Genomic DNA, 26,313 nt, shown 5'->3' with positions numbered 1-26,313 from the left:
TGACGTCAATCCAGGGTAGCGCGGATCAGCGCCGCCGCGTCAGCGGGGCGCCCGCCTACTTCGAGCTGGAAGGTCGGCACCGCATTGACCAGCCCGGCGATGGTCGCCAGCCTGCGCTTCTGCATCGGCAGCAGCCCGGTCATGCCGGTGCGGACATTGTCTACTGCCAGCGCCACCATCGCGTCGGTCCTGGCCATGGCGACGAGCCGGGTCTGGCCGTCGGCGGAACGCGCCAGATGCAGAAGCGCCGCCACCGGCCGGGCGGATGCGTTTTCCACCCGGATGATACCCTCTAACCGTTCTAACGAGACCGGCTGTTCGCCGTTGCGATCCCACGTCTGGCCAAGGCATGGCGCCACCTGCGGGATCATTTCGGCAGTCTTCTGGTGGATCTTGACGGCGCGCGGCAAGCCCCAGACCACGACCTTGCCCGAAGCGACATTCAGGATCATGGCGTCGTCGGAGCAGAGGCCAAAGCCCTGTGTTGCCAGCGCCAACGACGTCGTGGTCTTGCCGGTGCCGCTCGGCGCATGGATCAGCACCACCGCATCGCGGTCAGGCAAGGTCAGCCCGGCCGTATGCAGCATATGCTGGCCACCGGCGTCGAGCGCGGCATCCAGGACCAACATCGACGGCGTCCAGGCGGCTTTCGTACCGGTACGAATCCGGAGTTCGGCCCAACTTTCCCCACCATTGATCGCAACGGTTTGGCGCCCGGGAAAGACCAGATGGACAATGCCGCCATCCTCGATCATCCGGCAGGGACCATCCTCCGGCACCTCGCCATCGAAGACCAGGGATCCATTGGGTGTCTCGTCCAGCGTGTCTGTCTCGGTGATCTCAAGACGAAAGTCCGGCGCGACGGGTTCCTCTATACGCAGGCTGCCCAGCATCCGGTCGAAATCCTGCCACAGCTCGGAGCGCTCGGCCGATATGCAAAGGATCAGGCCGTTGAGGCCATAGCAGGCTGAAGGTCTGGTCAAGCGGGACGCGCCTTTACGGCATCGGCATGATGACGATAGATCTCGACCATGCCGGGAAGCTTGTCGCTGACCACCGGCTTGCCGTCGAGGCAGACCCAGCAATGCGCCGATAGACGCTGCGCTTGCATCGACTGCGGTTCGACGCCGAAGCGCAGGTCCGGATCGAAGCCGGCTAGTCGCAGGAAACGATGACCGAGCAGACCTTCCCTCAAGCACCTGCGGTCACGCATCAGCCAGGGATGGCGGACCGTGCGGTTGACGCTCTCGACGATGTAGGCGGACGGCAGACCGCGATAGGGCGTCGACGAGGCGAGCGGCGCCCATTTGAGCACCTCCTCGAAGCTCCGGTTGGTGACAAGGACCGGCATCAGCCGCGCGCTCGCCCAGAGATGGCAGCGAAAAAGAGCGCGCAGGAGCGGGCCGTCAGCCATCAAGCACCTGGCGCGGCGAGGATACCTTCCGAGATCAGATCCGTGGCCAGTGCCGCCATGTCCTGATCGAGCGTCCCCTTGTCGACCTCGAACTCCTCGCAAAGCAGGTCGACGATCTGGTCGAGGTTGCGCGCGCCGTCCACCTTGTCGAGAAAGGCTTCGGTCGTGCCGTTGCATGTATAGAGCTGGCCGCTGCGCGCCAAAAGCACGACTGCGCCATCGCCCACATGCTGCACCGAGGCATCCTCGGCCAGCCGCAGAACGGTTCCAGAGACTATTTCCACCACGCCCCCTCCAAGCCATGCTCATCCCGGAAATCAGATAGCGCGGAGGTGGAGCGCTGTCTATCGGCCGATCACGGGAGCCCAGTTCAGGGGACCAACGGCTTTGCTGACAGATTCTCCGCGCCAGTCGCGTTAGAACCTGCTCGGTTGCGTCTTCCCGGCCGCATTCGGCCCAGAAATAGTCCTCGATGAAACGTGACAAACAGCGGGCTGCCGGCAGCGGACGTTGCATTTCTTCCCCTAAGTAAGGTAAAACCTGCCTGGGTATTGGGGAGATAGCGTATGCGTTACAATTGGGAGCGAGCTCCGACGAGCTTCGAACGTCATAGAAAAGCGCTGGCGACAGCCATTTTGATCGCTGGCGGCATTGGCCTCATGCTTGTGGCCCTGCCGATCTAGAAACAACCTTGAGACAGAGCGGCTGCCGGCGCTTGGGCGTGACCTCTCAGCGTGGCTCCCCGGTCACCGCGAGGAAGCGGCGATCGCGCCCCTCGAAACCCTGGCTGAAACGCTGCACCAGCACAACGATCACCGCCGGCTTGCCGGCCGGGGTAAGTTCGTAGGATTCCGACAGGCTGTAGGAGGTCGGGCAGTTTCTTGAGCCCGGCACGGTCTTGTCCTCGTGCAGGATCTTGACCGGCTTGCCATCCTGGCCTTGCAGCGTCAGCCGGAAGCCGAGTGCCTTGCCAGATGTGTCGCGCCGCTCCGTCGTTGCGAAACTCGCCGAACAATCGCCCGTGCTGGCTGCCAGGATCTCGTCGAGCTGGATGGTCGAAACGCCCGTTTCGCCATGGAGCGGCGACAGCCATTTCTGCGACACCTGTTCGAGGCGGGAGATGTCGTTGTAGGCAACCATTTCACCCGGAAAGGTGAATTTGTCGGACGCTGTCTGCTCGGCTGGGGATGTGATTGCATAATGGGCGAGAATGGGCGCCGCCTGAGCGGCGGCCTGCGCCCTCGCCTGCTCCAGCGTCAGTGTCGCCTCCTCCGTCTCATCGACGACGAGGATCGGCTTACCGCCAACGAACCGATCCGTACGGGTATCGATGATGTCGATCTCAGACCAGCCGGAGTCCGAGGCGCCGGCGTCGAGCGTTCCATATTGCTCGAAGGCGAAATAAGCGCCATCCGGCGAAAAGCCGATGATGTGCCGTGCCGCGGCATCGCCGGCTTCAGCGGTTCCGGTGGACATAGCAAGTACGGCGCCCATGACCGACGATAGCGAAAAGCGCCCGATGATCCGAACAGCAGCAGACATCACCACCCCAGTCCCGTCTCGCAGTTCATAGCTGCTTGCCCCCAAGCGCCAGGTCGATGCCGTCGTCACAATGGCGTGGATTTGCGGCCAAGGGTAGAGCGCGCTATCTGGAAGGAAGAAAAACATTTCCCGGGGAGGTATGGATGGCTTCACGCTATCACGAGGTCTATGAAGGCTGGAAACGCGATCCGGAACGCTTCTGGGCGGATGCGGCCGGCGCCATCGACTGGTATTCGCCCTGGGACAAGGTGTTCGACGCCACGGCCGGCGTCTATGGCCGCTGGTTCACCGGCGCCACCTGCAACACCTGCTACAATGCCCTCGACCGCCACGTCGCCGGCGGCCGCGCCGACCAGATCGCGCTGATCCATGACAGTGCGATTGCCGGAACCGTGAAAAAGTTCACTTATGCCGAGCTGAAGCGCGAGGTCGTCGCGCTGACCTCGGTGCTGAAGAACCGCGGCATTCGCAAGGGCGACCGCGTCATCATCTACATGCCGATGGTGGCCGAGGCGGCCATCGCCATGCTCGCCTGCGCCCGCATCGGCGCGGTGCATTCGGTGGTCTTCGGCGGCTTCGCCTCGCATGAGCTTGCCACCCGCATCGACGATGCCAGGCCGAAGCTGATCATTTCGGCATCCTGTGGCCTGGAGCCCGGCCGCGTCGTTGCCTACAAGCCGTTGCTCGACAAGGCGATCGAGATCTCCCGCCACAAGCCGGACGCCTGCCTGATCCTGCAGCGCGACCAGTTGCGATGCGAGTTGAAGGAGCATTTCGACATCGACTACGCCGATGCCGTCGCCCGCGAACGGGCAGCGGGCGCCAATGTCGATTGCGTGCCGGTGCTTGCCACCGATCCGCTCTACATCATCTACACATCGGGCACGACCGGTCAGCCCAAGGGCATCGTGCGCGACAATGGCGGCCATATGGTCGCGCTGAAATGGACGATGGAAAACGAGTTCGGCGTCAAGCCGGGCGAGGTGTTCTGGGCGGCATCCGATGTCGGCTGGGTGGTCGGCCATTCCTACATCGTCTACGGACCGCTGCTGCATGGCTGCACCAGCATCCTGTTCGAGGGCAAGCCTGTCGGCACGCCCGATGCCGGCACCTACTGGCGGGTGATAGCGGAGCATGGCGTGGTCGCGCTGTTCACCGCGCCGACCGCATTCCGCGCCATCAAGGGGCAGGACCCGAAGGGCGAGTTCATTGCCAAACACGACCTCTCGAAATTCCGCACGCTGTTTCTTGCCGGCGAGCGCGCCGACCCGGAAACCATCAAATGGGCGGAGCAGAAGCTGAATGTGCCTGTGGTCGACCATTGGTGGCAGACAGAGACCGGCTCGCCGATGACGATCAATCCCGCCGGCCTTGGCCTGCTGCCGGTGAAATACGGCTCGCCCGGCGTGCCGATGCCCGGCTACGACATCCGCGTGCTCGACGATGCTGGCCATGAGGTGAAGCGCGGCACGCTGGGCAATGTGGTGATCAAACTGCCGCTGCCGGCCGGCTGCCTGCCAACGCTGTGGAATGCCGATCAACGGTTCCGCCAAGCCTATCTCGACGAGTTCCCCGGCTTCTACAAGACGGCGGATGCCGGCATGGTCGACGAGGACGGCTATCTCTACGTCATGGCCCGCACCGATGACATCATCAATGTCGCCGGCCACCGACTGTCAACCGGCGCCATGGAAGAGGTGCTTTCGGCCCATCCCGATGTCGCCGAATGCGCGGTCATCGGCATTGCCGACGCCATGAAGGGCCAGGTTCCGCTGGGCTTCGTGGTGCTGAATGCGGGTGTGACCCGCGATATCGGCTCCATCGAGAACGAGGTGGTCGGCCTGGTGCGCGAACGCATCGGCCCGGTCGCCGCCTTCAAGACGGTGGTGACGATCAAGCGCCTGCCCAAGACGCGATCGGGCAAGATCCTGCGCGGCACCATGCAGAAGATCGCCGACAAGGAGGAATGGGCCATGCCGGCAACCATCGACGATCCGGTCATCCTCGACGAGATCACTGCGGCGCTGAAGGAACGTGGGATCGGCCTTTGAGCCACTGAAGGTGGGCCGCGGACGACCTTTTCGATCGGCAAGCAATACTTTTATTGTGCGACGCAGCAATGCACCCTAAAGTCGTTCGCGGGGGGCCATCGACAAAGGTCGCATGGCTCAGCAGAAGATTACATTTGGCGGCGTCGACATCCTGCGCTTTCTCGCCGCCGTCATGGTCATGGTCTACCACTATGGCTTCTGGGTGTGGGCGTATCCTGACGGTGTTTCGGCGCGCGCCACGGGCGGCGTTCCCCCGCAGCCGGCAATAGGCGCCTGGGTCGAATCCGGCTGGGTCGGCGTCCAGATCTTCTTCGTCATCAGCGGCTTCGTCATCGCCTTCAGCGCCGAAAGGTCGACACCCCTGCGGTTTTTCGAAGCCAGGGTGAAACGGCTGGCGCCGGCCGTGTGGATCTGTGCGCCGGTCACTGCGGCGGTGTTTTTGATCGTCGGCCTCAGCTGGCCGACCGATGCCGTCGTCAGGCTCGTCCGCACCGGCCTGTTCGCCCCTTACGCGCCATGGGTGGACAGCGTCTACTGGACGCTCGGCATCGAGATCGCCTTCTATGCCGTCGTCTGGACCTTGCTGCGGCTCGGCCGCTTCCATCTAATGGAAATTGTGGCGCTCGCCATCGGCCTGGTCAGCGCGCTGTTCTGGTGCCTCTACTACCCGCTCGACTGGGCCGACCTTGCCGAAACACGCACGCTCGACCTGCTTCTGGTGCATCACGGCGTGTTCTTCGCCACCGGCGTCATGCTGTGGCTGATGCGCTTCAAGGCGGTGACAGCCGCCCGCCTAGCCTTCTGCGCCCTGTTCCTGGCCGGTGGTGTGCTGCAGATCGCCAGTTCGGTCGACGTTCATATCCTGAAGGTCGGGCGTGATATGCCCTTCGCCCCGCCGATCCTCATCTTCCTCATAGGCATCGCGCTGATGGCGTGGTCGCTGCGGCTCGACCTCTCCTGGAGCGGCTGGCGTCGGATCGGGCTGATGACCTATCCGCTCTACCTGCTGCACGATGTCGTCGGCGCGGCCCTGCTCGGCATCCTGGTCCGCGCCGGTCTGCCGCATCTGTTCTCGATGGCGGTCGTCGGCGCGACGATGATCGCGGCAAGCTGGCTAGTGGCGACCGAGGCCGAACCACGCATCCGGCTGCTGCTCGACCATACCGTTTTCCGTTATCGGCTCAAGGCAGCCTGACGACGGTCCGGCAGACCGGGCCGGCCGCCGACCTAAAGCATGTCGCGCCTGAGCGGATTCAGGCCCACTCCAGGCCTTTGTTCCACGGATCGCTCTCCCAAAACGGAGCTCACTTCCGAGCGACATGCATTGGCGGTGCCGACCCGGCGCAGCTGCATTTTCCACGATTGCGGAATTCTTCGTTTCGGGCATGATAACAGGCACTTATGCCTTCGGCATGAGAGCTTGCCTCGAGACGCCCGGCACGTGACCCTGTTCCAGCGAAAACCCCGCATCGCGGCGCGTCCGCGCCTCGATATCGACATGCAGGACGCCGTCGTCTATGCGATCGGCGACGTGCATGGCTGCTACAAGGAACTCCGCGCGCTGGAGCAGAAGATCCTGCTCGATTCGCTGCGCTTCCAGAGCCGCAAGATCATCGTCATGCTTGGCGACTACATCGACCGGGGGTTTCAGTCGGCGCGGGTGCTCGATCACCTCCTGGCGCCGCCGCCGAAAGGATTTCAGCGCATTTGTCTTGCGGGCAACCACGAAGTGGCAATGCTGAACTATCTCGACGGAAATCTGTCCCGCGAACCCTGGCTGGCGACGGGCGGCCTGCAAACCCTGTTTTCCTATGGCATCGATCCGGCGCGCCTCACCAGCCTCTACGGGAGCAGCGCGCAGATCGACCGGCGCATAAGGGAGATCATTCCGGACGATCACGTCAGCTTCCTGCGCGGGCTGCCGATCATGGTCCGTTCGCGGAAGTTCGTGTTTGTCCACGCCGGCATCAGGCCCGGCGTCGACCTTGCGGCGCAAACCGACCATGACCTGATCAACATCCGTTCGGACTTCTTCGAGGCAACGCACCTGCTCGACCGCTGGGTGGTGCACGGGCATACGCCTGTGGATGTCCCGAAGCTCGAAGGGCGCCGGCTCGGCATCGACACGGCCGCCTTCCAGAGCGGACGCCTGACCGCCGTCAGGATCGCCGACAAGCAAGGCAGGCTGATCTTCTCCTGACGCGCAACGATATTCAGGTGTGCTGGCCTGAAGATCGATACACTTCAGAGTGGACCCACTCGCGCAACGGTCGACGTCAGACCGGCGCCTTGCCGCGCACTTCCGACTTTTCCAGATAGTAGCTCGAATATTTATCGAAGAATTTTTCCGAGCCGCCGAACGATCCGTATTTGGCCAGTTTCTTCAAATCGACCTTGTTCAGCACCGCGCCGACGATCTTGTTGGCGACATAGGGTTCGGATTCCAGCATCGACCTGACCATCGCGCGCGGGGTGCGCCCCCACTCGGTGACCAGTACAAAACCGTCGACCAATGGCGCGAAGGCCTTGGCGTCGACCACCGGTCCGAGCGGCGGCAGATCGACGACGATGTATTCGAACGTCTCCTTGGCGTTCTCGATGAAGCGCCGCATGCCGGCCGAGGAGAGAAGTTCGCTGGTATGCGAGAAGTGACCGCGCAGCACCGCCGGGATGATCGCCAGCTTCGTCTGCCTGTCGATCTTGCCGACGGACTGCCAGGTCTGGCCGCCGACCACCGCTTCCATCAAGCCCTGCTCGGTTTCCATGCCAAGGCCTCGGCTGAGGCCGGGATTGCGCAAGTCGCCGTCGATCAGCAGCGTCTTGGAGCCATTGGCGGCAAGCAAGCCGGCGAGATTTGCCGCGACCGTCGACTTGCCCTCGCCGGGAAGCACCGAGATGATGCCGATGACACGGCTGCCTTGCCCTTCCATCACGACGTCGAAGGCGATCTTGGCGCTGCGCAGCGTTTCGGAGAACATCGAGGCTGGAGAATCGATGCTGACCCGCATGCGCGCCCGCTTTTCGGCTGAAGACAGCGATTGGGTGGTCTTGGCGTCCACCTGGGTCTCGCCCGGTTTTTCTTCCTTGCCGAGCTTGCCGCCGATCGTCGGCAGGTAGCCGAGGAATTTGAGGTTGACGCGGTCGCGCACGTCCTCGCCGGTCCTGAAGAAGCGTTCGTTGAACTCGTTCAGGCCACCAAAGCCGGCGCCCATCAGCAGGCCAAGCACCAGCGAAAGTCCGAGCACGACGATGGTGCGCGGGCTTGAGGCCGTCATCGGCATCGACGCGTCCGAGATGATGCGGATCTTGCCGACCGGGAAGGACTGCTGCTGCGCGGCTTCCTCGTAACGACCCAGGAATGTCTGATAGAGCGTGGTGAGCGCCGTCGCCTGCTGATCGAGTTCACGCAGCTTGACTTGCGTCTGGTTGTCGACGGAACTCTTGCCTTGCGCGGCCGCGACGTTGGCCCTGAGCGCGGTCTCGCGTGCCTGCGCCACCTCATATTCGTTGCGATAGCTTTCGGTCAGCTGCTTCAGCTCGCCGAAAATCTGCGTCGATATGTCGGCCTTCTCCTTGGAGAGAGCCACCGCCTGCGGGTGCTCGGGGCCGAAATTCGCCTCGACGTCCTGCAGCCGCTTGGCCACTGTGAGATAGCGGGTCTTGAGCGCCGATATGACCGAGCTGCTTGGCTGGTCGCTCGATATGGCGGCATCCTTGAAAGCGTTTTCGGAGCCGCTGTCGACGATGGCCTTGTACTGCTGGTAGCGGGCGCTGGCGCGTGCGGTATCGGCCTGCGCCACGATAAGCTGGGCGTTGAGGTCGGAAAGCTGCTTGTCGCTCATCAGCTGGCCGTCGCTGTTGGCGGCCAGCCCATGTTCGGCCCTGAATTTCTCAACCGCGAGCGAAGCTGCCTGCGAGCTCTGGCGCAACTCCGTCAACCGGCCCTGCAGCCAGACCGCAGCCCGCTCGGTGGCATCGAAGCTGGCATCGAGCTGATCGGCGAGATAGGCATCGGCATAGGCCTTGGTGATGGCGTTTGCCAAGGCCGGATCCGTCGCCTGATAGCCGAGCGCGATGACGTAGCTTCGGCCGACGCGTTCCGCCCGGATCTCGTTCTGCAGCTTGAGGATCGCGTAGTCGCGGCGCGACGTGGCGATCAGCGCATCGCGGGCGGCCGGGTCGAGCTTGCTGAAGTCAGCGCCACCCGGCATGGAAGAGCTGGGGCGGACATACTGGATCAGGCCGCGGATGAGGCCTATGCCTTGGGCAAGCGCCGACTGGGGCGGATTCATGAACGTGTCGTTCTGGTCGAGCTTCAGCTTGTCGACGACCACGGCGGCAAGCCGCGTCGAGGTCAGGATCTCGATCTGGCTCAGGATGGCGGAATCGGTCTGCATGGTTGTCGACGTCGCCGAAATGTCGTCGACGATCTTGTTCAAGCCCTCGTCGATCAGCACGCTGGCGATCGACTGATATTTGGGCGGCGTTGTCTGCAAATAGAGCAGGCCCAGGAAGAGACCGATGACGGCACACACGGCAACCACCTTGGCCTGCCGTGCGGCCATGCCAAGCAGCCGCTCGATATTGATGAAGTCTTCGCCGTCTCCTGCGTCCGAATTCGGCAATGGCATCCTCTTGTCGAGAGGAAAGTTGGCATAATTCATCTTCGGTCCAATTCTAGAGCCGGTCCTATTCCGATTGATCGCAGTTGGCTCTATCTTACTGTTTCAACATGATCTTTTCCGGAAACCGGGACCCACTTTCAGGGATCATGCCTTGGCTTGCAGGCGCCTCGAAGATCGGGAGCATCGCCAGAGCAATGCAAGCGTCGTGCCAGACGGAGAGAACCTGCCGGCCCCTCTTCGCCGGCCATCTGACGATACTCCCGAAAGATGGGCATTATGCGGCTTCTTCCTGGCGTTCATGCGACCGGACGAACTCCTGAAGCATCTCGAAAACCGGACCCTTCATGTCGTCGCGCGCCAGCGCGAAGGCGATGTTGGCCTGGATGAACCCTTCCTTGGAACCACAGTCGAACATGCGGCCGAGGAAAGGCTGGGCGAAGAACGGCTGATCCTTCGACAGACGAACCATGGCATCCGTCAGTTGAATCTCGTTGCCGGCGCCGCGCTGCTGATTGCCCAGGAGCGCGAAAATCTCCGGCTGCAGGATGTAGCGGCCGTTGATGTAGAAATTCGAAGGCGCATTGGCCGGCGCCGGCTTCTCGACCATGGCCGTCACCTCGAAACCGCCGCCGATCTCGGCGCCACGGCCAACGATGCCATATTTGTTGGTCTCGCTGGGTTCGCAACGCTCGACGGCGATTACGTTGCCGCCCGTGCGCTCATAAAGCTCGACGGTTTCGGCGAGGCATCCGCGACCGCCGAAGGACACCATGTCCGGCAGCAGCAAGGCGAAGGGCTCGTTGCCGATAACCTCGCGCGCGCACCAGACGGCATGGCCGAGGCCTTGCGGGGATTGCTGGCGGATGAAGCTGGTGGCGCCGGCCACAGGCAGCATGCTTTCGAGCGCCTCCAGTTGGGTCTTCTTGCCGGTCTGCTCCAGGGTGCCGATCAATTCCGGATGCAGGTCGAAATAGTCCTCGATCACCGCCTTGTTGCGACCGGTCACGAAGACGATGTGTTCGATGCCCGCCTCGAAGGCCTCGTCCACCGCATATTGGACGACGGGCCTGTCGACGACGGGAAGCATTTCCTTCGGCATCGACTTGGTCGCCGGCAGGAACCGCGTTCCAAGCCCCGCCACCGGTATCACGGCCTTCCTGATTTTCTTCATCGCAAATTCCTTCTGAGGAGATCGACTTCAATCCGTTCACAGGCCACGAAAATTCCCTCCATGTGCCTGCATCTTCACCTCCCCGCCCCGACGGCAAATTGTGCCGCCATTCTTCGCAACCGCACGGCGATCGGCATGCCCATATGCCTGACCGCCGCCGGGTCGCTGAGCGCAGTCCGGATCGCCTTGAGCGGGGACCGCGCCTTGATGTGCTGTACCAGTGACAGAAACGATGCCGCCTTGCGCAGGCTGCGGCCACGCCGCGCGAACGCGGCCTGCGCGGCCTCATCCATCCGATGGGTTTGAGCGAACACGGCATCCGCCCTGCGCATGGCTTCGACGTGGTGAAGCTCAAGCACGCGCGAAATGGAGGCGCTGCGAATATGGTAGGAATAGCCGATATCGGGCTCGACGACGCATTTTCCGCCCTTGGCCAGGGCGGCGGCAAAGAGGATGTAGTCTTCGCCGATCCTCAGCTTCTCGTCATAGCGAAGCCGGTTTTCGTTCAGGAACTCGCGCTGGAAGATCGGCTTGAGGTAGCCGAGGTTGAACTTGGATTCGAAGACGACGTTGCCGGCGATGTAGGTGGCCAGCGAAATCTCGCGCAAGCCTTCCAGATATTGCCGCGGAAACATCGCGTCCTCGATAACGCCGTCCTCGCGAACGACCTGCAGATTGTCGACGGCGATCTGGGCATCCGCGCTTTCGGCACGCGCGATCATCCTGGCGAGCCGGCCGGGAAAGACCGCGTCGTCGGAATCGAGAACCGCGATCCATCTGCCGCGGGCGGCATCGAGGCCGGCATTCCTGGCGCCGCCCGGGCCGCGATTGCTTGGCAGGGCGATGACACGGACGATATCCCCGGGATAGGCCCGCGCAACATCGAGCGTCGCATCGCGCGACTTGTCGTCGACGACGATGATTTCGACGCTGACACCCTTCTGGGCGATGGCGCTGGCGATCGCCCGATCAAGGGTCGTCTCGGCATTGTAGGCGGCAATAACGAAGGAAACATCGGGGATAGAGCTGACGTCAGGCTGCACGCTTGCCTCCCTCCTGTGGCGACGGCTGGCCATAGAGGCGGATTTCGCGGATGCCGACGAGGCCGCTGACGACACCAACATGCATAATGCCGCGCAGCACGCTGCGGTTCCTGCGTACCGGACTGACGACGACCGGAAGTGCCGAGGCGAAGCAATAGATGGCCTTTGCCGAGGCCAGGCCGACCTGCTTGGCCAGGCCGATTCCGCTGGCGCTGCTGCCCAGGAGATGGCCATGCGTCTGGCCGACGCGGAAGCGGCGGCGGCCGAGCCAATCGAATGCCGCCCTGGAGCGCGGCACCACCTCCTCGACCCACGCCTCGGGCGAGAAGGCGATGCGGCCGCCTGCCTTGTGCATCTGGTCGAAGAATTCGGTGTCCTCGCCGCCGGTCTGGCCACGCGCCAGGCTGAAGCGGCGGCCGCGCAGGCTGTCCGAGCCCATCCGCAGCAGAACGTTGCAGGTGTAGCCGGTCTGGATCTCGCCGCGCACCCAGACGGGCAAGGTCGAATGGAAATCGCCGCGCCGCATCCAGTCCGGCGCGTCCGGGCGATAGCGCGCCCTGACCGGGCCGAGCACGGCGGCGGCACCGCTTTGCTGCGCCATCGCGACCAGTTCGGCAAGCCATGGCGTCGTGGCCGTCTCGTCGTCGTCGATGAAGGCGACGAAATCCGCGGTGCTCGCATCGAGGCAGGCGTTACGGGCGATCGAGATGTTGCGCGCCGGGGCGTGCTGATAGTGGATCGGCACCGTCAATTCCCGCGACAGCGCCGCCACCAGGTCACGGGCCGATGGGGTGTCGTCATTGTCGGCGACGACGATGCGGACATCGAATCCCACCGGCATCTCCATGGCGTCGAGCGAGCGCAGCGTGTCGGCCAGTTCCGGCCGGCGGAACGTGCAGACGCCGATGTCGATGCTGCGGTCCTTTACCGACACCGCCATCAGGCCACTCCTCGTCGCGAGCCGAGGCCGAGAAGCTGCAGCCAGAAGCCGACCGACCAGCCAAGATGCATGACCATGGCCGAGACACCGGCCAGCGCAACGTCGGCCTTGCGCTGGCGGATAGCCGCCACCAGCCCGTAGCCCAGGCAAACCGACGCCCACAGCAGCAGCGGCATCGCCGCCAGCCAGTGCACGAAGGAGAAGGCCGCCAGCAGCACCACCGGGAACACCAGCAGCGGCACCATCTGCCTCACCTTCGGGATGACGCGATGCTTCAGTACATTCTTGGCACGCCCGCGACCGTAGCCGAGATACTGGAAATAGAGGCCTGAGAGCGAGGCACGCGGGTAGTAGACCATCTGCGTCTTGCCGCTCATCCAGATCTTGTAGCCGGCCTTGCGCAGGCGATAATCGAGCTCGGCGTCCTCGTTGTGGCTGAACGTTTCGTCATAGCCGCCGACGGCACCGAACGCCGATATCCGCATCAGTGCATGATGGCCGTGATCGATCCACTGTCCCTGCGAAAGATGCCTATGCTTCGAGCCGCCGGTGCCGAGCTTGGAGTTCTGCGCCGCGGCCGCCGCCTTCTGCACGGCACCGCTGCCGCTGGTCAGCATCGAAACGACAACCGAATCCGCCGATGTAGCCAGGGCTTCCTCGACCAGCCGGTCGCAATAATCGTCGGGATAACCGCCATGCGCATCGATGCGGATGAGATAGTCGGCACCATCGCCGAAGGTACCGACGGCGAGATTGATCGCCGCGCTCTGGATACGCCGCTTGTTGTGGAGCAGGATAACCCGCGGGTCCCTGGCAATGACGTCGTCTACGATGGAAAGCGTGCCGTCGGTGCTGCCGCCGTCGGCGACGATGATCCGGGCGCCAAGCCGGGCGGCCGCGGGCCGCAATTGATCGAGCAGCGCACCGATATGGGCGGCTTCGTTCAGGCATGGGATGACGATCAGGCTGGATGAGGGTTTTTCCGTCTGCATCATCAACCTCTGTCCATCTTGCCCCTGTCCATTCCCGGCCATCCTAAGCCAATGCCTCGGCGGCAAACGAACCGGGCACGGCCGTCAGGCTGCGCAGCCGCTCGACAAGCGCACGGCAATCGCTGCGATCGTAGCTCCAGGTCCTCGGGTTGCGCGCCAGAACACGCCCCTTCAGCCTGGCGAAGCGATGCTCCTCCATCTTGCCTAGCGCGGCTTCGAGCGCTTCGGGCGACGCCTGCGGCAACAGCACGCCGATATCCTGCTGCTTGAGGAACCGCCCGGTCTCGGTGTTGCCCATCGAGATCGGCACCGCGCCGAAACGGCAACCCTCATAGAGCCGGTTGGGCAGAAGCCATTCGGAGTTCTGCCCCGCTTCGAAGAAATCGATCGCCCAGGAAAAATGGACATCGTTGTAGATCGCCGCCATGTCTTCCGGATTGCGGTAGGGCCCGAGAAACGATAGCCATGGCTCGGCTTCGACAAAGCCGTGAAAGTCAGGGAATTCCGACAAAGCCGGACGGCCGCGCAGCACGATCTCGAAGCGGCCCTCCATGCGGCGGGAGAAATCAGCCAGCAGCTCGAGCGAGCGGCGGCAGCGCAGCGCGCCGAACCAGCCGATCCGCCATGGCGGGCCGACCGGGCTCTCATCGGCCTCGGCAGCGCCGGGCACAATCGTCGCGGCCTCGAAATATTTGTTTTCGACCAGCTCGATGGGTGCCGCGACCTGGCCGAACGGCTTGAAATAATTGGCGATGAAGGCAGGCGAACTGGTCACCAGCAGCTTCACATCCCTGGCCAGAAATCGTTCGGTGGCACGCAGCGCCTTGCCCAGGACATCGTTGCGCAGCACAAGCCGATGAATGTCGAGGCACTCGTATACGATCGGAACCGATGCACCGAAGGCTGACCTGGCGCGGCGGGCAAGCGCCAGCATTTCCAGGTTGCGCGCGACGATGACATCCGGCTTTGGCATTCCGCCCAGCCTCGAGCCTATCGAAACGGCTGCTTTGGCTACGGCCGCGAGGCGTTGGCCGAATCGCCCGTCACGCGTCCCGCCGAGGTCGATCGGGCGCAGTCCCTCGATATCCGCAATCGGATTCGCGGTGCGACGGAAGCCGGCCAAGGTGACCTGGGCCCCACCTGCCCTGAGCATCGTGATCCGCCGGCGCACCGCCGGGTCGGAAACGTCGTGCACTAGGTACAAGACATGCAGCATAAAAACTCGACCGCTGTTGGCCCACCCAAGGGAATGCTAGTACAGCTCTTGCTGCATCGCAACATTTTTGCTGCACCAATCCACGTTTTCTGTTGCACTGCAAAATTATTGCCGTAGTTTGTGGTCGGCGGCGGTCGTGGATTTTCGGGCTCGAAAATCCACGTAAAAAATCAGGAATCCTGAATTTGGAAGCCAATGCATTCGATCCGCCAGAAGGCTCCTTGCGCAAATCGGTTGGGCGCGGCGCGGTTGTCACGGCCATGGCGCAATCGGTGCGGGTCGCGACACAGATTCTGTCGGTTGTCGTGCTGTCGCGGTTGTTGTCGCCACAGGATTTCGGTGTCGTGGCGATGTGCGCGCCGGTGCTTGCCTTTATCGCACTGTTCCAGGATTTCGGCCTGACCCAGGCAACGATCCAGAAATCAGGCATCCGGCATGAGGAGGTGAACTACCTCTTCTGGATCAATGTCGCCGTCAGCGCGATCCTGGCTTGCGTGCTTGCGGGTGCGGCGCCGCTGGTTGCTGCCTTCTACGGCGAACCGCGCGTGACAGGTCTGGTGGCTGCGTTCGGGCTGCAGATCATGGCCTATGGGCTTGGCGCCCAGCATCTGGCGCTCTTGACGCGCCGCATGCAGTTCGGCCGGCTGGCCGTCATCGACGTCGCCAGCGCAATCGCCGGGCTTGCCGTGTCGATCGCCTGGACCTTCATCGATCGCTCCTATTGGGCCCTGTTTGCCGGCACGCTGACCGGTGCCGTGCTGCCGACGCTCTGCTACTGGGCGAGTTCGCGCTGGCGTCCGGGCCTGCCGCGCAAGGTCGCCGGCATCGGCGAGCTGATCAATTTCGGCGCCGGCATCACCGGCTTCAACTTCGCCAATTTCTTTGCCCGCAACCTCGACAACGTGCTGATCGGCAAATATTGGGGCGAGGCGCAGCTCGGCCTCTATGACCGCGCCTACAAGCTGCTTCTGTTTCCGCTGAGCCAGATCACCAACCCCTTGTCGAAGGTGATGGTTCCAGCACTTTCCAGGCTGAAGGACGAACCGGATCGCTACCGCAGCGCCTATCTGCGCGTCATGCCGCTGATCCTGCTGGTGGCGCTTCCCGGTGTCGCCTTCGCCACGGCGATGTCGGATGTGCTGATCCCCTTCGTGCTCGGCGAGCAATGGCGCGCAAGCGCCTCGATTTTCCTGGCGCTCGGCTTTGCCGGGCTGCTGCAGCCGCTCAACAATCCGGCGGGGTGGCTTTTCGTCAGCCAGGGCCGCTCCGGCGATTTCATGCGCTGGGGCATCATAACGGCCGTGACGTCGGTGCTGGCTTTCATGCTCGGCCTGCCCTATGGCGCGCTGGGCGTGGCGATCGCCTATGCGATCAGCGAATATCTGCGGACGCCTTTCCTATGGCTCTATGTCGGCAAGAGCGGACCGCTGCAGGCGCATCATGTGCTGCGCGCGGCAACGCCGTTCGTGCTTGGCGCCCATCTGGCGCTGGCCGCGATCTGGTTCGTCAAGCCAGCGCTGCCGCAGCAGCATGTCGTCGCCCTGGCCAGCAGCGCCGTGCTCGCCTACCTCATCACGATCATCATCGCACTGGCATTCGCCTCCGGCCGCGAAGCCTTGCGCGAGGCGCTCAGGATACTGCCGGCAAGGCTGCCTGCGGCAGCGCCGCGCGAAGCGCAATAATTTGGGCGTCTTCGACTGCTACGGACATCTCCTCCAGGACCAGGTCTGAACCATGCACTACCGATCGATCTCCGATATGAACGACGCCATCGTCAGGGGCCTGCACCGGCTGCCGCGCGACATCGACCTGGTCGTCGGTGTGCCGAGAAGCGGCGTTTTGGCAGCGACGCTGGTCAGCCTTGCCGCGAACATCCCGATGACCGATCTCGACAGCTTCCTGGCTGGGCGAATCTACACATCAGGCGTCACCAAGCGCCGGGCCGCTCTCGACCGCAAGGTTTCCGAGATGCGCAAGGTGCTGGTGATCGACGACAGCGTCGCCGGCGGCAACGCCATGCGCGACGCACGCGCCCGCATCCAGGCTGCGGGCATCGAGGCGGACTTCACCTTTGCCGCCGTGTTCGGCCTTGAGCCCCTGCACCAGGAAACCGACCTCGTCTTCGAGGTCGTGCCGCATCCGCGCATGTTCCAGTGGAACTTCATGCATCACAAATTCCTGGCGCAATGCTGCGTCGACATTGACGGCGTGCTGTGCCTCGACCCGACAGAGGCGGAAAACGACGACGGCCCGGCCTATGAGAAATTCCTCAGCGAAGCGCGGCCGCTCCATGTCGCGACCCACAGGATCGGCTGGCTGGTCACCAGCCGGCTGGAGAAATACCGCGCGCTCACCGAGGCATGGCTCGCCAAGCATGAGATCAAATACGACCAGCTGATCATGCTCGATCTGCCGAGCAAGGCGGAACGGCAACGACTCGGCGCGCATGGCAGTTTCAAGGCCGATTTCTACCGCAAGTCCGATGCCATCCTGTTCATCGAGAGCGAGCACGAACAGGCGCTGAAGATCACCGAACTGTCAGGCAAGCCGGTGCTGTGCGTCGAAACGCATATGGTCAGCTTCCCCGACGCGCTGTCGCTGCCGGCACTTGGCCAGGCGGCCCGCAACCTGCCGGCAAGGCTGCGGCAGATCAAGTCGCAAGAGGGCCGCAAGAGCGCCGCCAAGACCATTGCCCGCGCACTGCTTGGCGCCCGCGGCTACGAGACGCTGAAAAGCCGGGTCAAGCGTCCGGCCTGACCTGCTCAGGCGGCGTCGTCAGGCCGCCTGTCGCGCGCGCTGCTGCATGGCCCTGTCCAGTATCGAGAAGAAGGTGATGAACTGGCGATCGGGATCGAGTTCCGGGCGCCCGGCGAAGCTGCGAGCGAGACTGGAAAGCCGGTCATATTCCTGGTTGTCGTTCCACAGCCGCCTGACGGCCGCGACCCAATCGGCCAGCGGAGCATCGTAATCCAGCACCACGCCACCGGAGCCGACAGCCTCGGGCAGACCGCCGCGCCGCGAACCGATAACGGGGATTCCGCTGCAATGGGCCTCCGAAGCGACGCGGCCCCACGCCTCTTCCCACTTGCTGGGAGCAAGCAGGATCTTCGTGCGACCATAGACCGTCTTCATGTCGCTGGTGCGGCTCTCCAGGACGACATTGCCCAAGGGAGCGATCGTCTGTTCGATCCGCGCCCGGTGATCGTCGTCGAGCTTCCAGCTTTCGACGAACAGGAATGGAATTTCGCGGCAGGCGCCGGCAATCCGCACCGCGAGCTCAAATCCCTTTTCCTCATAGGGGTTGATCAGCGTGACGAACTGGCCCGTCGTCGGCGTCGAGTAATGCGCCGGGTTGATGGTTGGCGGGATCACTGCTGCCTCGATGCCGAATTCTTTTTTGTAGGTTCGCGCGGTGAAATCCGAATTGGCAATGTAAAGCGCCGAATGCAATTCGCGCAGATCGCCGCCCAGTTCATGGAACTCGACATTGCGGAGATAAACGACCAGAGGCACGCCCTCCGCCTGCAGCGCCTTGCCGATCGGAACCGATTTGTGACACTGGACCACGGCGACATCGGGCTTCAGCCTGTCGACGGCATAACCCGCCGCTTCCCAGGGAAACCAGGCCCGCACCACCGGATAGCCGGGATAGCTGTCGACAACCGCCGGCTGCCGCAACAGCTTCATCTTGGCGCGCGCCTTGAAGCCGAAGACACCGTCACCGAACAGGGCGGCGAGCACAGCGGCTTCATGACCGTGCTCGATCAGCTGTTCGGCCAGATGATGCGTGCTCGACTGAACGCCGCCACTGAACTCGGGCGGGTAGCCGTTGCCGCCTGCAAAGAGAACTTTCATGATCGGGCTCCTTGTCGCATCTCGTATTCCTTGCTCGGAGACAACAGGCAAAGGCCGCCGCCTCGCTTTCGACGTCAGGCAAGTTTCGGCGGCTCCAGATTGGCGAAGGGATTGGTACAGGATTGCCAGCCGGTAAACCGGATCGGGTCGTTGGGCGAACTGCGCCAGGCGTAGTCCGTCAGCATATGGAATTCGGCGACGACCCAGCGGTCGAAATGCAGCAGATCTTCCCGCTTCCGCCGGGGCAGCAAGCGACGCGCAGCGCCCAGCTTGAGCTCCTCCACCAGGGTGACGGCGTCACTCAGTTTTTCGCTTGGAAAGTTCCATGGATTCCGGTCGCGGAACGCCAGCACGAACTGCTGCAGATGCTCGATGCGGATGTTCAACTTGCCAAGGTATTTTTCCAGCGTGACGCGCACCAGATCCTCGTCCGAGAAGGAGGAAACGGTGGCGTAGGCGACCCCCGTCGAAACCACTCCGCCAGCCAAGACGGCCAGGGCCGAGCGTCTGGAAATCTCGATCATGCGATACCTCCTTTCACGCGATCCGGCTCGCCGCCCGCAAGGACAGCGCTGCCGCGGTCAGGCTCGGGTTGGCGCAGGAGCAGCTCGGATAGGTGCTGGTGCCGACGACGACCAGGTTTCTGAGCTGATGGTGGATCATGCCGCTGTCGACCACAGAATCGGCCGGGCCGGTGCCCATCCTCAGCGTGCCCTGGACGTGCGATTCGGTCGGCCGAATGCCGCGGTCGAAGAGCTTTTCGACCGGCAGCGGCGCCAGAAGGTCAGGCAATTTCTCCAGAGCGCGCGCCATGCCCTTCACCGCGTAGTCCGATGGCGCCTTGAAGCTGACGAAGGCATTGTCATCCGCGTCAAGCGTGACGTAGTTCTCGGGGTCGAGCAGGTTCTCGGTGACCACGACCAACGGCAGCGCCTGGCGTAGCCGCCCCTTTTCGGCACGCATTCCGTGCTGCCAGCGGTTCTCGAAATAGACCAGTGCCGCCGCATGCTCCGATCGGTGAGGACCATCATAGAGGCCGAAATTCAGGCCTGTTGTGATGGTGCTGCCGTCGAAATTGTCGACACCGTCGAGATAGACCTCGAAATTCCAGCCGTAGGATTCATGCAGGCCGCTGCCGACAAATTCGCCGCCCAGGCCGGATCGCAGCATGATCGCCGCACTCTGGATGGCATTGGCGCCGAGAATGAAGAGATCGCCGCTGACCTGGTATTCCTTGCCGTCATGGCTGAACGTGACCGAACGGACAGCACCGCCGACGTGATCGAGCCGGCGCACTTCCGCACCGAGGCAGACCGAGATGTCGGGATGCTCGAAGACGTGCATCAACCCGTTGTTGACGGTGAATTTGGCGTCGACCGGGCACAGCCAGCAACGCAGATTGGCACAGCACGAGCTGCGCTGCGCGGTCGGCACGCGAGCCCGCGCGGTTGGCATGACGAAGTGCTGGTCGGGCTGCGCCGCCTTCATCATCCTGTCCGGTGTCGACATGCGATGCGGCGGTTGCGGAAACGGCTTCGAGCGGGGCAGCATCGCCGCCATGTCGGGGTCGCCGGAGATCGACATGATGTCTTCCGCGTCGCAGTAGAACGGCTCGACGTCGTCATAACTGATCGGCCAGTCATTACCGATGCCGTAGGTGCTTTTCAGCCGGAAATCATTGGGATGAAATCTTGGCGTCTGCGCGAACCAGCAATTCGTCCCGCCACCCAGTCCGATCGTGTAGTTCCACGGCTTGTCGGAATTGGTCTTGTAGGTCGTCTCGTCTTCGATGTCGGTGTTGACGTTCTGTTCGAGCTGCCATTCATGGGTGTTGTGGCGTCCCCACTCCAGCACCAGAATGCGCGCCTTTCGGCGCCTGGCGAACTCATGCAGGAAGAAGGCCGAACCGAAGCCGGAACCGATCGCGACGAGATCGAAATGATCCTTGGTGATTTGCTCCGGCTTTACGTCCAGCACCATCAGCTACAACTCCACACAGAAATACGCGCTCAGCCCCAGCGTCCGCAGGCCGTGTGCGGACCGGTCTTGCATCCGTCTGCCAGGGCCCGGTCTCATGCCGCCATTCTGCCGATCGAGTGATATTCGATGCCATGGCGGGCGATGACCTTGGGGTCATAGAGGTTGCGGCCGTCGAAGATGACCGGCGTGGTCAGCGCGTCCTTCACCGCGTCGAAGGACGGCGCGCGAAAGCTCTTCCATTCTGTGGCGATCAGCAGCGCATCGGCGCCGCGCAGCGCCGCCTCCTTGGTGCCGCACAGAAGCAGGTCGTCGCGCAGCCCGTAGATGGCCTGGCATTCCTGCATCGCCTCGGGATCATAGGCCTGCACATTGGCGCCGGCCTTCCAGAGCGCCTCCATCAGGACGCGCGCCGGCGCCTCACGCATGTCGTCGGTGTTGGGCTTGAAGGCCAGACCCCAGAGCGCAAAGGTCCTGCCTTTGAGGTTGCCCTTGAAATAGCGGTCCACCTTGTCGAAGAGAACCGATTTCTGTGCGTTGTTGCGCTCCTCAACGGCGCGCAGCAGCTTGGCGTCGAACTTGACGCCTTCGGCGGTCTTGATCAGCGCCCGCACATCCTTCGGGAAGCACGAGCCGCCATAGCCGAGGCCCGGATAGATGAAATGGTAGCCGATGCGCGGATCGCTGCCGATGCCCTTGCGGACCTCCTCGATGTCGGCGCCGAGTTGTTCGGCCAGATTGGCCATCTCGTTCATGAAGCTGATCTTGGTCGCCAGCATGCAGTTGGCGGCATATTTGGTGAATTCTGCGCTGCGCACGTCCATCACGATCATCTTCTCGTGGTTGCGATTGAACGGCGCGTAGAGTTCGCGCATCACAGCCTCGGTGTCCTCGCTGTCGGTGCCGACGATGATGCGGTCCGGCTTCATGCAGTCGGCAACCGCGGACCCTTCCTTGAGGAATTCCGGATTTGAAGCGACATCGAAAGCCAGGTCCTCGCGGCCTCTTTTCTTCAGCGTGTCGGCGATCCTGGCCTTCACCTTTTCGCAGGTGCCGACCGGCACCGTCGACTTGCCGACGACGATCTTGGGTTTGTCCATTTCGCGGCCGATGGTCTCGGCGACTGCCAGCACATATTTGAGGTCGGCCGAGCCGTCCTCGCCCGGCGGCGTGCCGACCGCGATCATCTGGATCTCGCCGTGCCTGACAGCGGTGGCGGCATCCGTTGTGAACTTGATGCGGCCGGCGGCATGGTTCTCCTTGACGAGGTTTTCCAAACCGGGTTCGAAAATGGGAACCAGGCCCTGGTTGAGCCGCTCGACCTTGGCGGCGTCGATGTCGACGCACACCACCTGGTGCCCGACTTCGGCAAGCACCGCCGCCTGCACGAGGCCGACATAGCCAATTCCAAACACCGTCAAATTCATTCGGTTTCATTCCCATGCAAGGCAGCGGACCGTTTTCGGCCCCGCCGGTTCAAATCGACTTTCCCAACTACTTTACACTGCATGCCAGCGATTCCGGAAATTGACAGGGTTCGCCGAGCGCCGTGAAGGCGACCCGCTCGACCTGCAGGGAAAGCTTGCGGCCCGGATCCGCGAACGCTCCCATCCAGCCCTTCATCGTATCGCTGCCCCAAAAGCTGAAGAATATCTTCTGTGCATGGCTGGGCAGCTTCGCCGGGTCGGTAATCGTGTTCACCAGTTGGCCGTTGACGTACCATCGCAAGCTGTCCTTCTGCCAGACGAAGGCGTAGTCGTTGAAGGCCTTCTCCGTGCCGCCCGGTACGTCGACCAGTTTCTCGTTCTTGCCCTTGCCCGCGATATAGGCGTTGACCTGCACCTTGGAGGTGTCCTTGGTCAGGACCTCGAAGTCGATCTCGTCCCAGGGCTGCTTGTCGCTTGGACCGATATAGGTGAAGAACGCGGCGTTGAGGCCGGAGCCGGTATCGGTCTTCAGCCGTGCCTCATAGGTGCCATAGCCGAAGCGCTGCTTGGTCTGGATCTCGCCGCAGACGTAGTCGCGATCCTTCAGCGTCTGCTTTTCGAAGCCGAGCGACAGCACACCATTCGACAGTTCGACCATATTTTTCGACCAGGTGCAATTCTGATGGCTGCCGTTGTTCCAGCCGTCGGAAACATACCAGCGCGTGCGGTCGAAGCTTTTGAAATCATCGACAAAGGACGGCGATGTCGGAATGTCCTGGGCATGGGAAGGGGTTGCCAGGAAACCGCCAAGAGCAGCCAGCAGCAACGCACCGAGCGACCCCAGCCGCCGGGCGGCTTGTCCGGTCCGATATGCGAGAGGCGGTGCGTCAATTGCCGTCGTAGGTTTCGGATTCCAATTCATACCAAACTCACCTTTGCGCTGTGTGTCCCCAACCCAAAGTCGACGTTCGAACCGCTCCTGCACGGGCCAACCTTGACCTTCCTTGTGACCCTCTCGATTGCTTCTGCTTCCCGCCTTGCATCAAATCTGTTGCAACAGTTCCGAGCCTTCACGTTCAACCTCTGCCGGCGCCTGCCGGCCAGGCGAATTCCGCCGCGGCGGCCGAGGAGGCATCCTCGTCAAAGACCGTATCCAGCGAATGACGGAGCTCTTTCATCATGCCGTCCTGGCGCGACAGCGCCGCGATGCGGCGCTCGCAATTCAGGATCGACTGTGTCAGTGCGCTGACTTCCGAAGACCGCTTGTCGGAAGCAGAGCCGTTTTCCATCGCTTCGACCAGAAAGGCGGCGTTGGTCGACGTCGTCCGGTAGCGATTCTCAAGCCCGGTTCTCTCGGCCTCGATCTCGGCCGCAATCTGCTCGAACAGCTTTGCCAGACGATCAAGACGTGAAACATCGGCCTGACGGTCGCGGGCCGGATCCCTTGATCTGAAACCGAATATCGAGGCCATGAACTCAGGTTCCCGTCATCGCCGGCTTGTGGGCCGGGCTTCTGGCCGATCCCCGCAGCCGGGGCTCAAAAACTCGTGTTGCGTTGTCGTGCTCCTTTTGAGGGAGAGACATCAGACCAATCCGATCGGGGGCCAAGTTCGGCTGGTCGTCCACTATGCTGCACCGCAACATAGACTGCCATCGTCGGAGCCGCGAGGCAACCACCCAATTCGTAAACTCATAAATCCGACCGAAATGGTTTGCGTGATGACATGCCGCGAGTGGACAAATCGCTGCATCGGGACCGCTCTCAGCGTTCCTTGCCCGTGCTGGTTCCGGCCATCAGAAAGCGCAGCGGCGGCACAGACTTTTGGCTGGACACAAGGCCGACACGACGAAACAGCGCCTCGAGCTTGTCGGAAGCCACGCCCTGGACGATGGGGACGAGGTTGGACAGGCTGGCGAAGGCGTAAGCCGCAGCCGAGCCCAGCCCCCGCTCGGCCTTGACGTCAAGGAAATTACGCAGCCGATATTTGTCGCGCACGTGCCGTTCATGCCGCCGCAGCACCGCCTTCGAGCCTTCCGGCAGGCTGTCGATCGCCAGCAGCGCCAGATCCGCATCGGCCAAACGCTTCAGGTCCTGGGTCTTGTGGCGGCCGCTCAGGGAATCGGCGCGGACGATGGCGCCGTAGCCGCAGGAGCGAATGACCTTGAACCGCGCTCCGCATGCGACCGCGCGGGCGTAGAGTTCATAGTCCTCGCCCAGCCGCAGGCTCTCGTCGTAGCTCAACCCATGGCGGTCGAGGAAGGCACGGCTGATCACCGGCTTCAAAAAGCCCAATTCGCCCCTCTGCACGCGGCGCCTGGAGATGTTGCCTTCGACGAAACGCTCGAAATCGAGGAATTCCGGATCGGCGGCAAATTGCGGCGCGACGATTTTCGTCGCGTCGCCCGTCGCATCATCCCTGATCAGCATGATGTTGTCGGCGGCGAAATCCCAATCGGCGCCGGCAAACAGGTTGCGAAACCGGCCTTCGAGGAAGAAATCGTCGGCATCGAGAATGCTGATGAACGGCGATTTCGAGCCGGCGATGGCTGCGTTGCGGGCAAAGGAGGGGCCGCGATTGACATCGAGGCGCATCACGGAGAGCCGCCCGCTGCCATCATCGGCGGATCGTGCGACACCGGCGGTGTCGTCGGTGGAGGCATCGTCGACGACCACGACCTCCGCCACTTCCGGTTCGCGCAATGCGGATGCGATGGCGACGGCGATTGTCGCTGCGGCGTTTTTTGCCGCGATGATCACGCAGACCTCGGATTTCGTCATCGACATGGATTTGCCTCTCGTACAGGTAATATCGATTTGCCCTCGCCCCGTACTCGTTCGATGCACTACAGAATTGCCATCAGCATCCAATTTACCTTCAGCGACTCGCCGGCCGCTCGAAGATGCGGCGGCTGATATCGGCGGACGCCGCCCAGCCTGCTTCGGCCAGATAGCGGACCGGCGCGCGGCCGCACAGTTCCCAAAGCACCGTTCGCCGCTGCGGCCACCGCAGCGACGGCAGCCACGGCGCGATGACCATGCTGAGCAGATCCTCATTGCCGATGCGCGGCAGGATCCTGGTCGCGCGCTGCGACAGCAGCGTGCCGGCACCGCCGAGTAGCACGTCGGCGGCGCGCAGGCCAAGCAGCAGCGTGTCGTCCAGACCTTGCGCGGTAGCGGCATCGAGCAAACGCTGCTGATCCGCCTCGTCGAGGCGGCCGGCGCTGGCGCCGATATCACAGACGTATCCGGCGCAGGGTTCCCGGTTGAAAAGTGCCTTGGCGACGCTGATGCAGGACAAAAGCAATGTATCGGCCACCGAGGTGAACGGCACCGTCGCACCGGCGATTTCGACCTGTCGCTTGCGCCGCAGGAACCCGTCCGCGTCGCGCGGGCTTGGCGAGCCGGGCTGCTGGAGGCGGTAGTGGAGATCGACGGTGGACGACCTCGGCCCGTCGTCCCGGGTCATGTGCTGTTCGCCGAGGAAGCGGACCCACCAGACGGAGCTCGACTTGCCTGATACCTCATAGCCGATCTTGCGAAGCGCATCACGCGCCCTGAAAAATCCGAGCGGCGAAACCAGGATGTCGACATCGCCCGAGGGCTTCATAAAATGGTCGTCGTAGAGAAGTTGCTGCTGGAACGGACCCTTCAGAAAAACGAAATCGATCTCGCTGGCGCGCAGCACGTCCTGGATCGCCATCGAATCCATGATGCAGGACGCGTTCATCGAAACCGTTTTCCTGCGGTAGGTGTCGAGCCATTGGAAAAGCTTAGTTGGCCTCTGAAGCGCGGGTGCGCGCGAAAGCGCCTTGAGGACAAAGACGGCGACCTTGTTCAGCCTGGCAATCTCGGCAATTTTTTCACCGTCAAGATGGCGCATCGAAACGTCGCCCGCGCCCGGGCCGGCGAAAAACAATCGCAGGCAAGCCTGCACATAGGCCACCTCGCCGGCACAGCCGGCGGCGCGCAATCGTTCGTATGAGCCATCCGGCAAGGCCATTTAGCGCACAGTCTCCCAAGAAAGCGTTTCGCGCCGACACTTATGCTGCAAGTGCGAAG

23 protein-coding genes are annotated in these 26,313 nt (G+C 62.8%); 5 read left to right on the top strand and 18 right to left on the bottom strand.

Annotation, left to right across the window (positions count from 1 at the left end):
• Positions 1 to 5 precede the first annotated feature (5 nt).
• From A4R29_RS02400 to A4R29_RS02385, 4 genes are all read right to left on the bottom strand, one after another.
• Complete coding sequence (locus A4R29_RS02400) at positions 6 to 983, bottom strand: phosphoenolpyruvate carboxykinase (ATP) (protein WP_063171095.1); 978 nt, start codon at positions 981 to 983, stop codon at positions 6 to 8.
• Positions 980 to 1,414, bottom strand: coding sequence for a lasso peptide biosynthesis B2 protein (locus A4R29_RS02395; protein WP_063171094.1), 435 nt, complete (start codon positions 1,412 to 1,414; stop codon positions 980 to 982). The genes A4R29_RS02400 and A4R29_RS02395 overlap by 4 nt, the downstream gene beginning before the upstream one ends.
• Complete coding sequence (locus tag A4R29_RS02390) at positions 1,414 to 1,698, bottom strand: PqqD family protein (protein ID WP_013528093.1); 285 nt, start codon at positions 1,696 to 1,698, stop codon at positions 1,414 to 1,416. Before A4R29_RS02390 ends, A4R29_RS02395 begins: the two co-directional genes overlap by 1 nt.
• A 445-nt stretch (positions 1,699 to 2,143) precedes the next feature.
• Positions 2,144 to 2,956, bottom strand: coding sequence for a DUF2259 domain-containing protein (locus tag A4R29_RS02385; RefSeq protein WP_244506885.1), 813 nt, complete (start codon positions 2,954 to 2,956; stop codon positions 2,144 to 2,146).
• A 143-nt stretch (positions 2,957 to 3,099) separates the two neighbouring features.
• Between A4R29_RS02385 and A4R29_RS02380 the strand changes: the two genes are divergently transcribed.
• From A4R29_RS02380 to A4R29_RS02370, 3 genes are all read left to right on the top strand, one after another.
• A complete protein-coding gene (locus tag A4R29_RS02380; protein ID WP_063171092.1) occupies positions 3,100 to 5,007 on the top strand; it encodes a propionyl-CoA synthetase in 1,908 nt (635 codons plus the stop codon).
• A gap of 112 nt (positions 5,008 to 5,119) precedes the next feature.
• Complete coding sequence (locus A4R29_RS02375) at positions 5,120 to 6,202, top strand: acyltransferase family protein (RefSeq protein WP_063171091.1); 1,083 nt, start codon at positions 5,120 to 5,122, stop codon at positions 6,200 to 6,202.
• 246 nt (positions 6,203 to 6,448) lie between these two features.
• Positions 6,449 to 7,207 (top strand): metallophosphoesterase family protein, encoded by a 759-nt coding sequence (locus A4R29_RS02370; protein WP_013528097.1) that lies wholly within the window; start codon positions 6,449 to 6,451, stop codon positions 7,205 to 7,207.
• 76 nt (positions 7,208 to 7,283) lie between these two features.
• Here the strand turns inward: A4R29_RS02370 and A4R29_RS02365 are convergent, their stop codons facing one another.
• The 6 genes from A4R29_RS02365 to A4R29_RS02340 all read right to left on the bottom strand — a co-directional run bounded on the left by A4R29_RS02365 (position 7,284) and on the right by A4R29_RS02340 (position 14,994).
• Positions 7,284 to 9,671: a polysaccharide biosynthesis tyrosine autokinase gene (locus A4R29_RS02365; protein ID WP_063171090.1), complete on the bottom strand. Its 2,388-nt coding sequence runs from the start codon at positions 9,669 to 9,671 to the stop codon at positions 7,284 to 7,286.
• A gap of 235 nt (positions 9,672 to 9,906) precedes the next feature.
• Positions 9,907 to 10,803, bottom strand: coding sequence for a UTP--glucose-1-phosphate uridylyltransferase (locus A4R29_RS02360; protein WP_013528099.1), 897 nt, complete (start codon positions 10,801 to 10,803; stop codon positions 9,907 to 9,909).
• A gap of 74 nt (positions 10,804 to 10,877) precedes the next feature.
• A complete protein-coding gene (locus tag A4R29_RS02355) occupies positions 10,878 to 11,846 on the bottom strand; it encodes a glycosyltransferase family 2 protein (RefSeq protein ID WP_063173530.1) in 969 nt (322 codons plus the stop codon).
• Positions 11,836 to 12,786: a glycosyltransferase family 2 protein gene (locus A4R29_RS02350; protein WP_063171089.1), complete on the bottom strand. Its 951-nt coding sequence runs from the start codon at positions 12,784 to 12,786 to the stop codon at positions 11,836 to 11,838. The genes A4R29_RS02355 and A4R29_RS02350 overlap by 11 nt, the downstream gene beginning before the upstream one ends.
• Positions 12,786 to 13,778, bottom strand: a complete 993-nt coding sequence (locus A4R29_RS02345) for a glycosyltransferase family 2 protein (RefSeq protein WP_063173531.1) — start codon at positions 13,776 to 13,778, stop codon at positions 12,786 to 12,788. The genes A4R29_RS02350 and A4R29_RS02345 overlap by 1 nt, the downstream gene beginning before the upstream one ends.
• Positions 13,779 to 13,821: 43 nt before the next feature.
• Positions 13,822 to 14,994, bottom strand: a complete 1,173-nt coding sequence (locus A4R29_RS02340) for a glycosyltransferase (protein WP_063171088.1) — start codon at positions 14,992 to 14,994, stop codon at positions 13,822 to 13,824.
• Positions 14,995 to 15,179: 185 nt separating this feature from the next.
• On the opposite strand from A4R29_RS02340, the gene A4R29_RS02335 reads away from it, so the two are divergent.
• The gene (locus A4R29_RS02335; RefSeq protein ID WP_063171087.1) at positions 15,180 to 16,676 is read left to right on the top strand and encodes a lipopolysaccharide biosynthesis protein; all 1,497 of its coding nucleotides are present in this window, start codon (positions 15,180 to 15,182) and stop codon (positions 16,674 to 16,676) included.
• A gap of 52 nt (positions 16,677 to 16,728) precedes the next feature.
• Complete coding sequence (locus tag A4R29_RS02330; RefSeq protein ID WP_013528105.1) at positions 16,729 to 17,751, top strand: phosphoribosyltransferase family protein; 1,023 nt, start codon at positions 16,729 to 16,731, stop codon at positions 17,749 to 17,751.
• Between the two features lie 18 nt (positions 17,752 to 17,769).
• Here A4R29_RS02330 and A4R29_RS02325 read toward each other — a convergent pair whose 3' ends face one another.
• The 8 genes from A4R29_RS02325 to A4R29_RS02290 form a co-directional block, all read right to left on the bottom strand.
• Positions 17,770 to 18,849 carry a glycosyltransferase gene (locus A4R29_RS02325; RefSeq protein ID WP_024501831.1) on the bottom strand — a complete coding sequence of 360 codons (1,080 nt, stop codon included), beginning with the start codon at positions 18,847 to 18,849 and terminating at the stop codon, positions 17,770 to 17,772.
• 74 nt (positions 18,850 to 18,923) lie between these two features.
• Positions 18,924 to 19,373, bottom strand: a complete 450-nt coding sequence (locus tag A4R29_RS02320) for a hypothetical protein (protein WP_013528107.1) — start codon at positions 19,371 to 19,373, stop codon at positions 18,924 to 18,926.
• 13 nt (positions 19,374 to 19,386) lie between these two features.
• A complete protein-coding gene (locus tag A4R29_RS02315; RefSeq protein ID WP_063169883.1) occupies positions 19,387 to 20,829 on the bottom strand; it encodes a GMC oxidoreductase in 1,443 nt (480 codons plus the stop codon).
• A gap of 92 nt (positions 20,830 to 20,921) precedes the next feature.
• Complete coding sequence (locus tag A4R29_RS02310) at positions 20,922 to 22,253, bottom strand: UDP-glucose dehydrogenase family protein (RefSeq protein WP_063171086.1); 1,332 nt, start codon at positions 22,251 to 22,253, stop codon at positions 20,922 to 20,924.
• 67 nt (positions 22,254 to 22,320) lie between these two features.
• Positions 22,321 to 23,175: an endo-1,3-1,4-beta-glycanase ExoK gene (gene exoK, locus A4R29_RS02305; protein WP_024501832.1), complete on the bottom strand. Its 855-nt coding sequence runs from the start codon at positions 23,173 to 23,175 to the stop codon at positions 22,321 to 22,323.
• 154 nt (positions 23,176 to 23,329) lie between these two features.
• A complete protein-coding gene (locus A4R29_RS02300; RefSeq protein WP_024501833.1) occupies positions 23,330 to 23,725 on the bottom strand; it encodes a hypothetical protein in 396 nt (131 codons plus the stop codon).
• Between the two features lie 290 nt (positions 23,726 to 24,015).
• Positions 24,016 to 25,038 carry a glycosyltransferase family 2 protein gene (locus A4R29_RS02295; protein ID WP_027164265.1) on the bottom strand — a complete coding sequence of 341 codons (1,023 nt, stop codon included), beginning with the start codon at positions 25,036 to 25,038 and terminating at the stop codon, positions 24,016 to 24,018.
• Positions 25,039 to 25,129: 91 nt separating this feature from the next.
• The gene (locus A4R29_RS02290) at positions 25,130 to 26,254 is read right to left on the bottom strand and encodes a nucleotidyltransferase family protein (protein ID WP_013528113.1); all 1,125 of its coding nucleotides are present in this window, start codon (positions 26,252 to 26,254) and stop codon (positions 25,130 to 25,132) included.
• Positions 26,255 to 26,313: the final 59 nt, after the last annotated feature.

Source organism: Mesorhizobium ciceri biovar biserrulae (assembly GCF_001618845.1).
GTDB lineage: Bacteria > Pseudomonadota > Alphaproteobacteria > Rhizobiales > Rhizobiaceae > Mesorhizobium > Mesorhizobium ciceri.
This window is presented reverse-complemented; position numbering and strand designations above follow the sequence as displayed.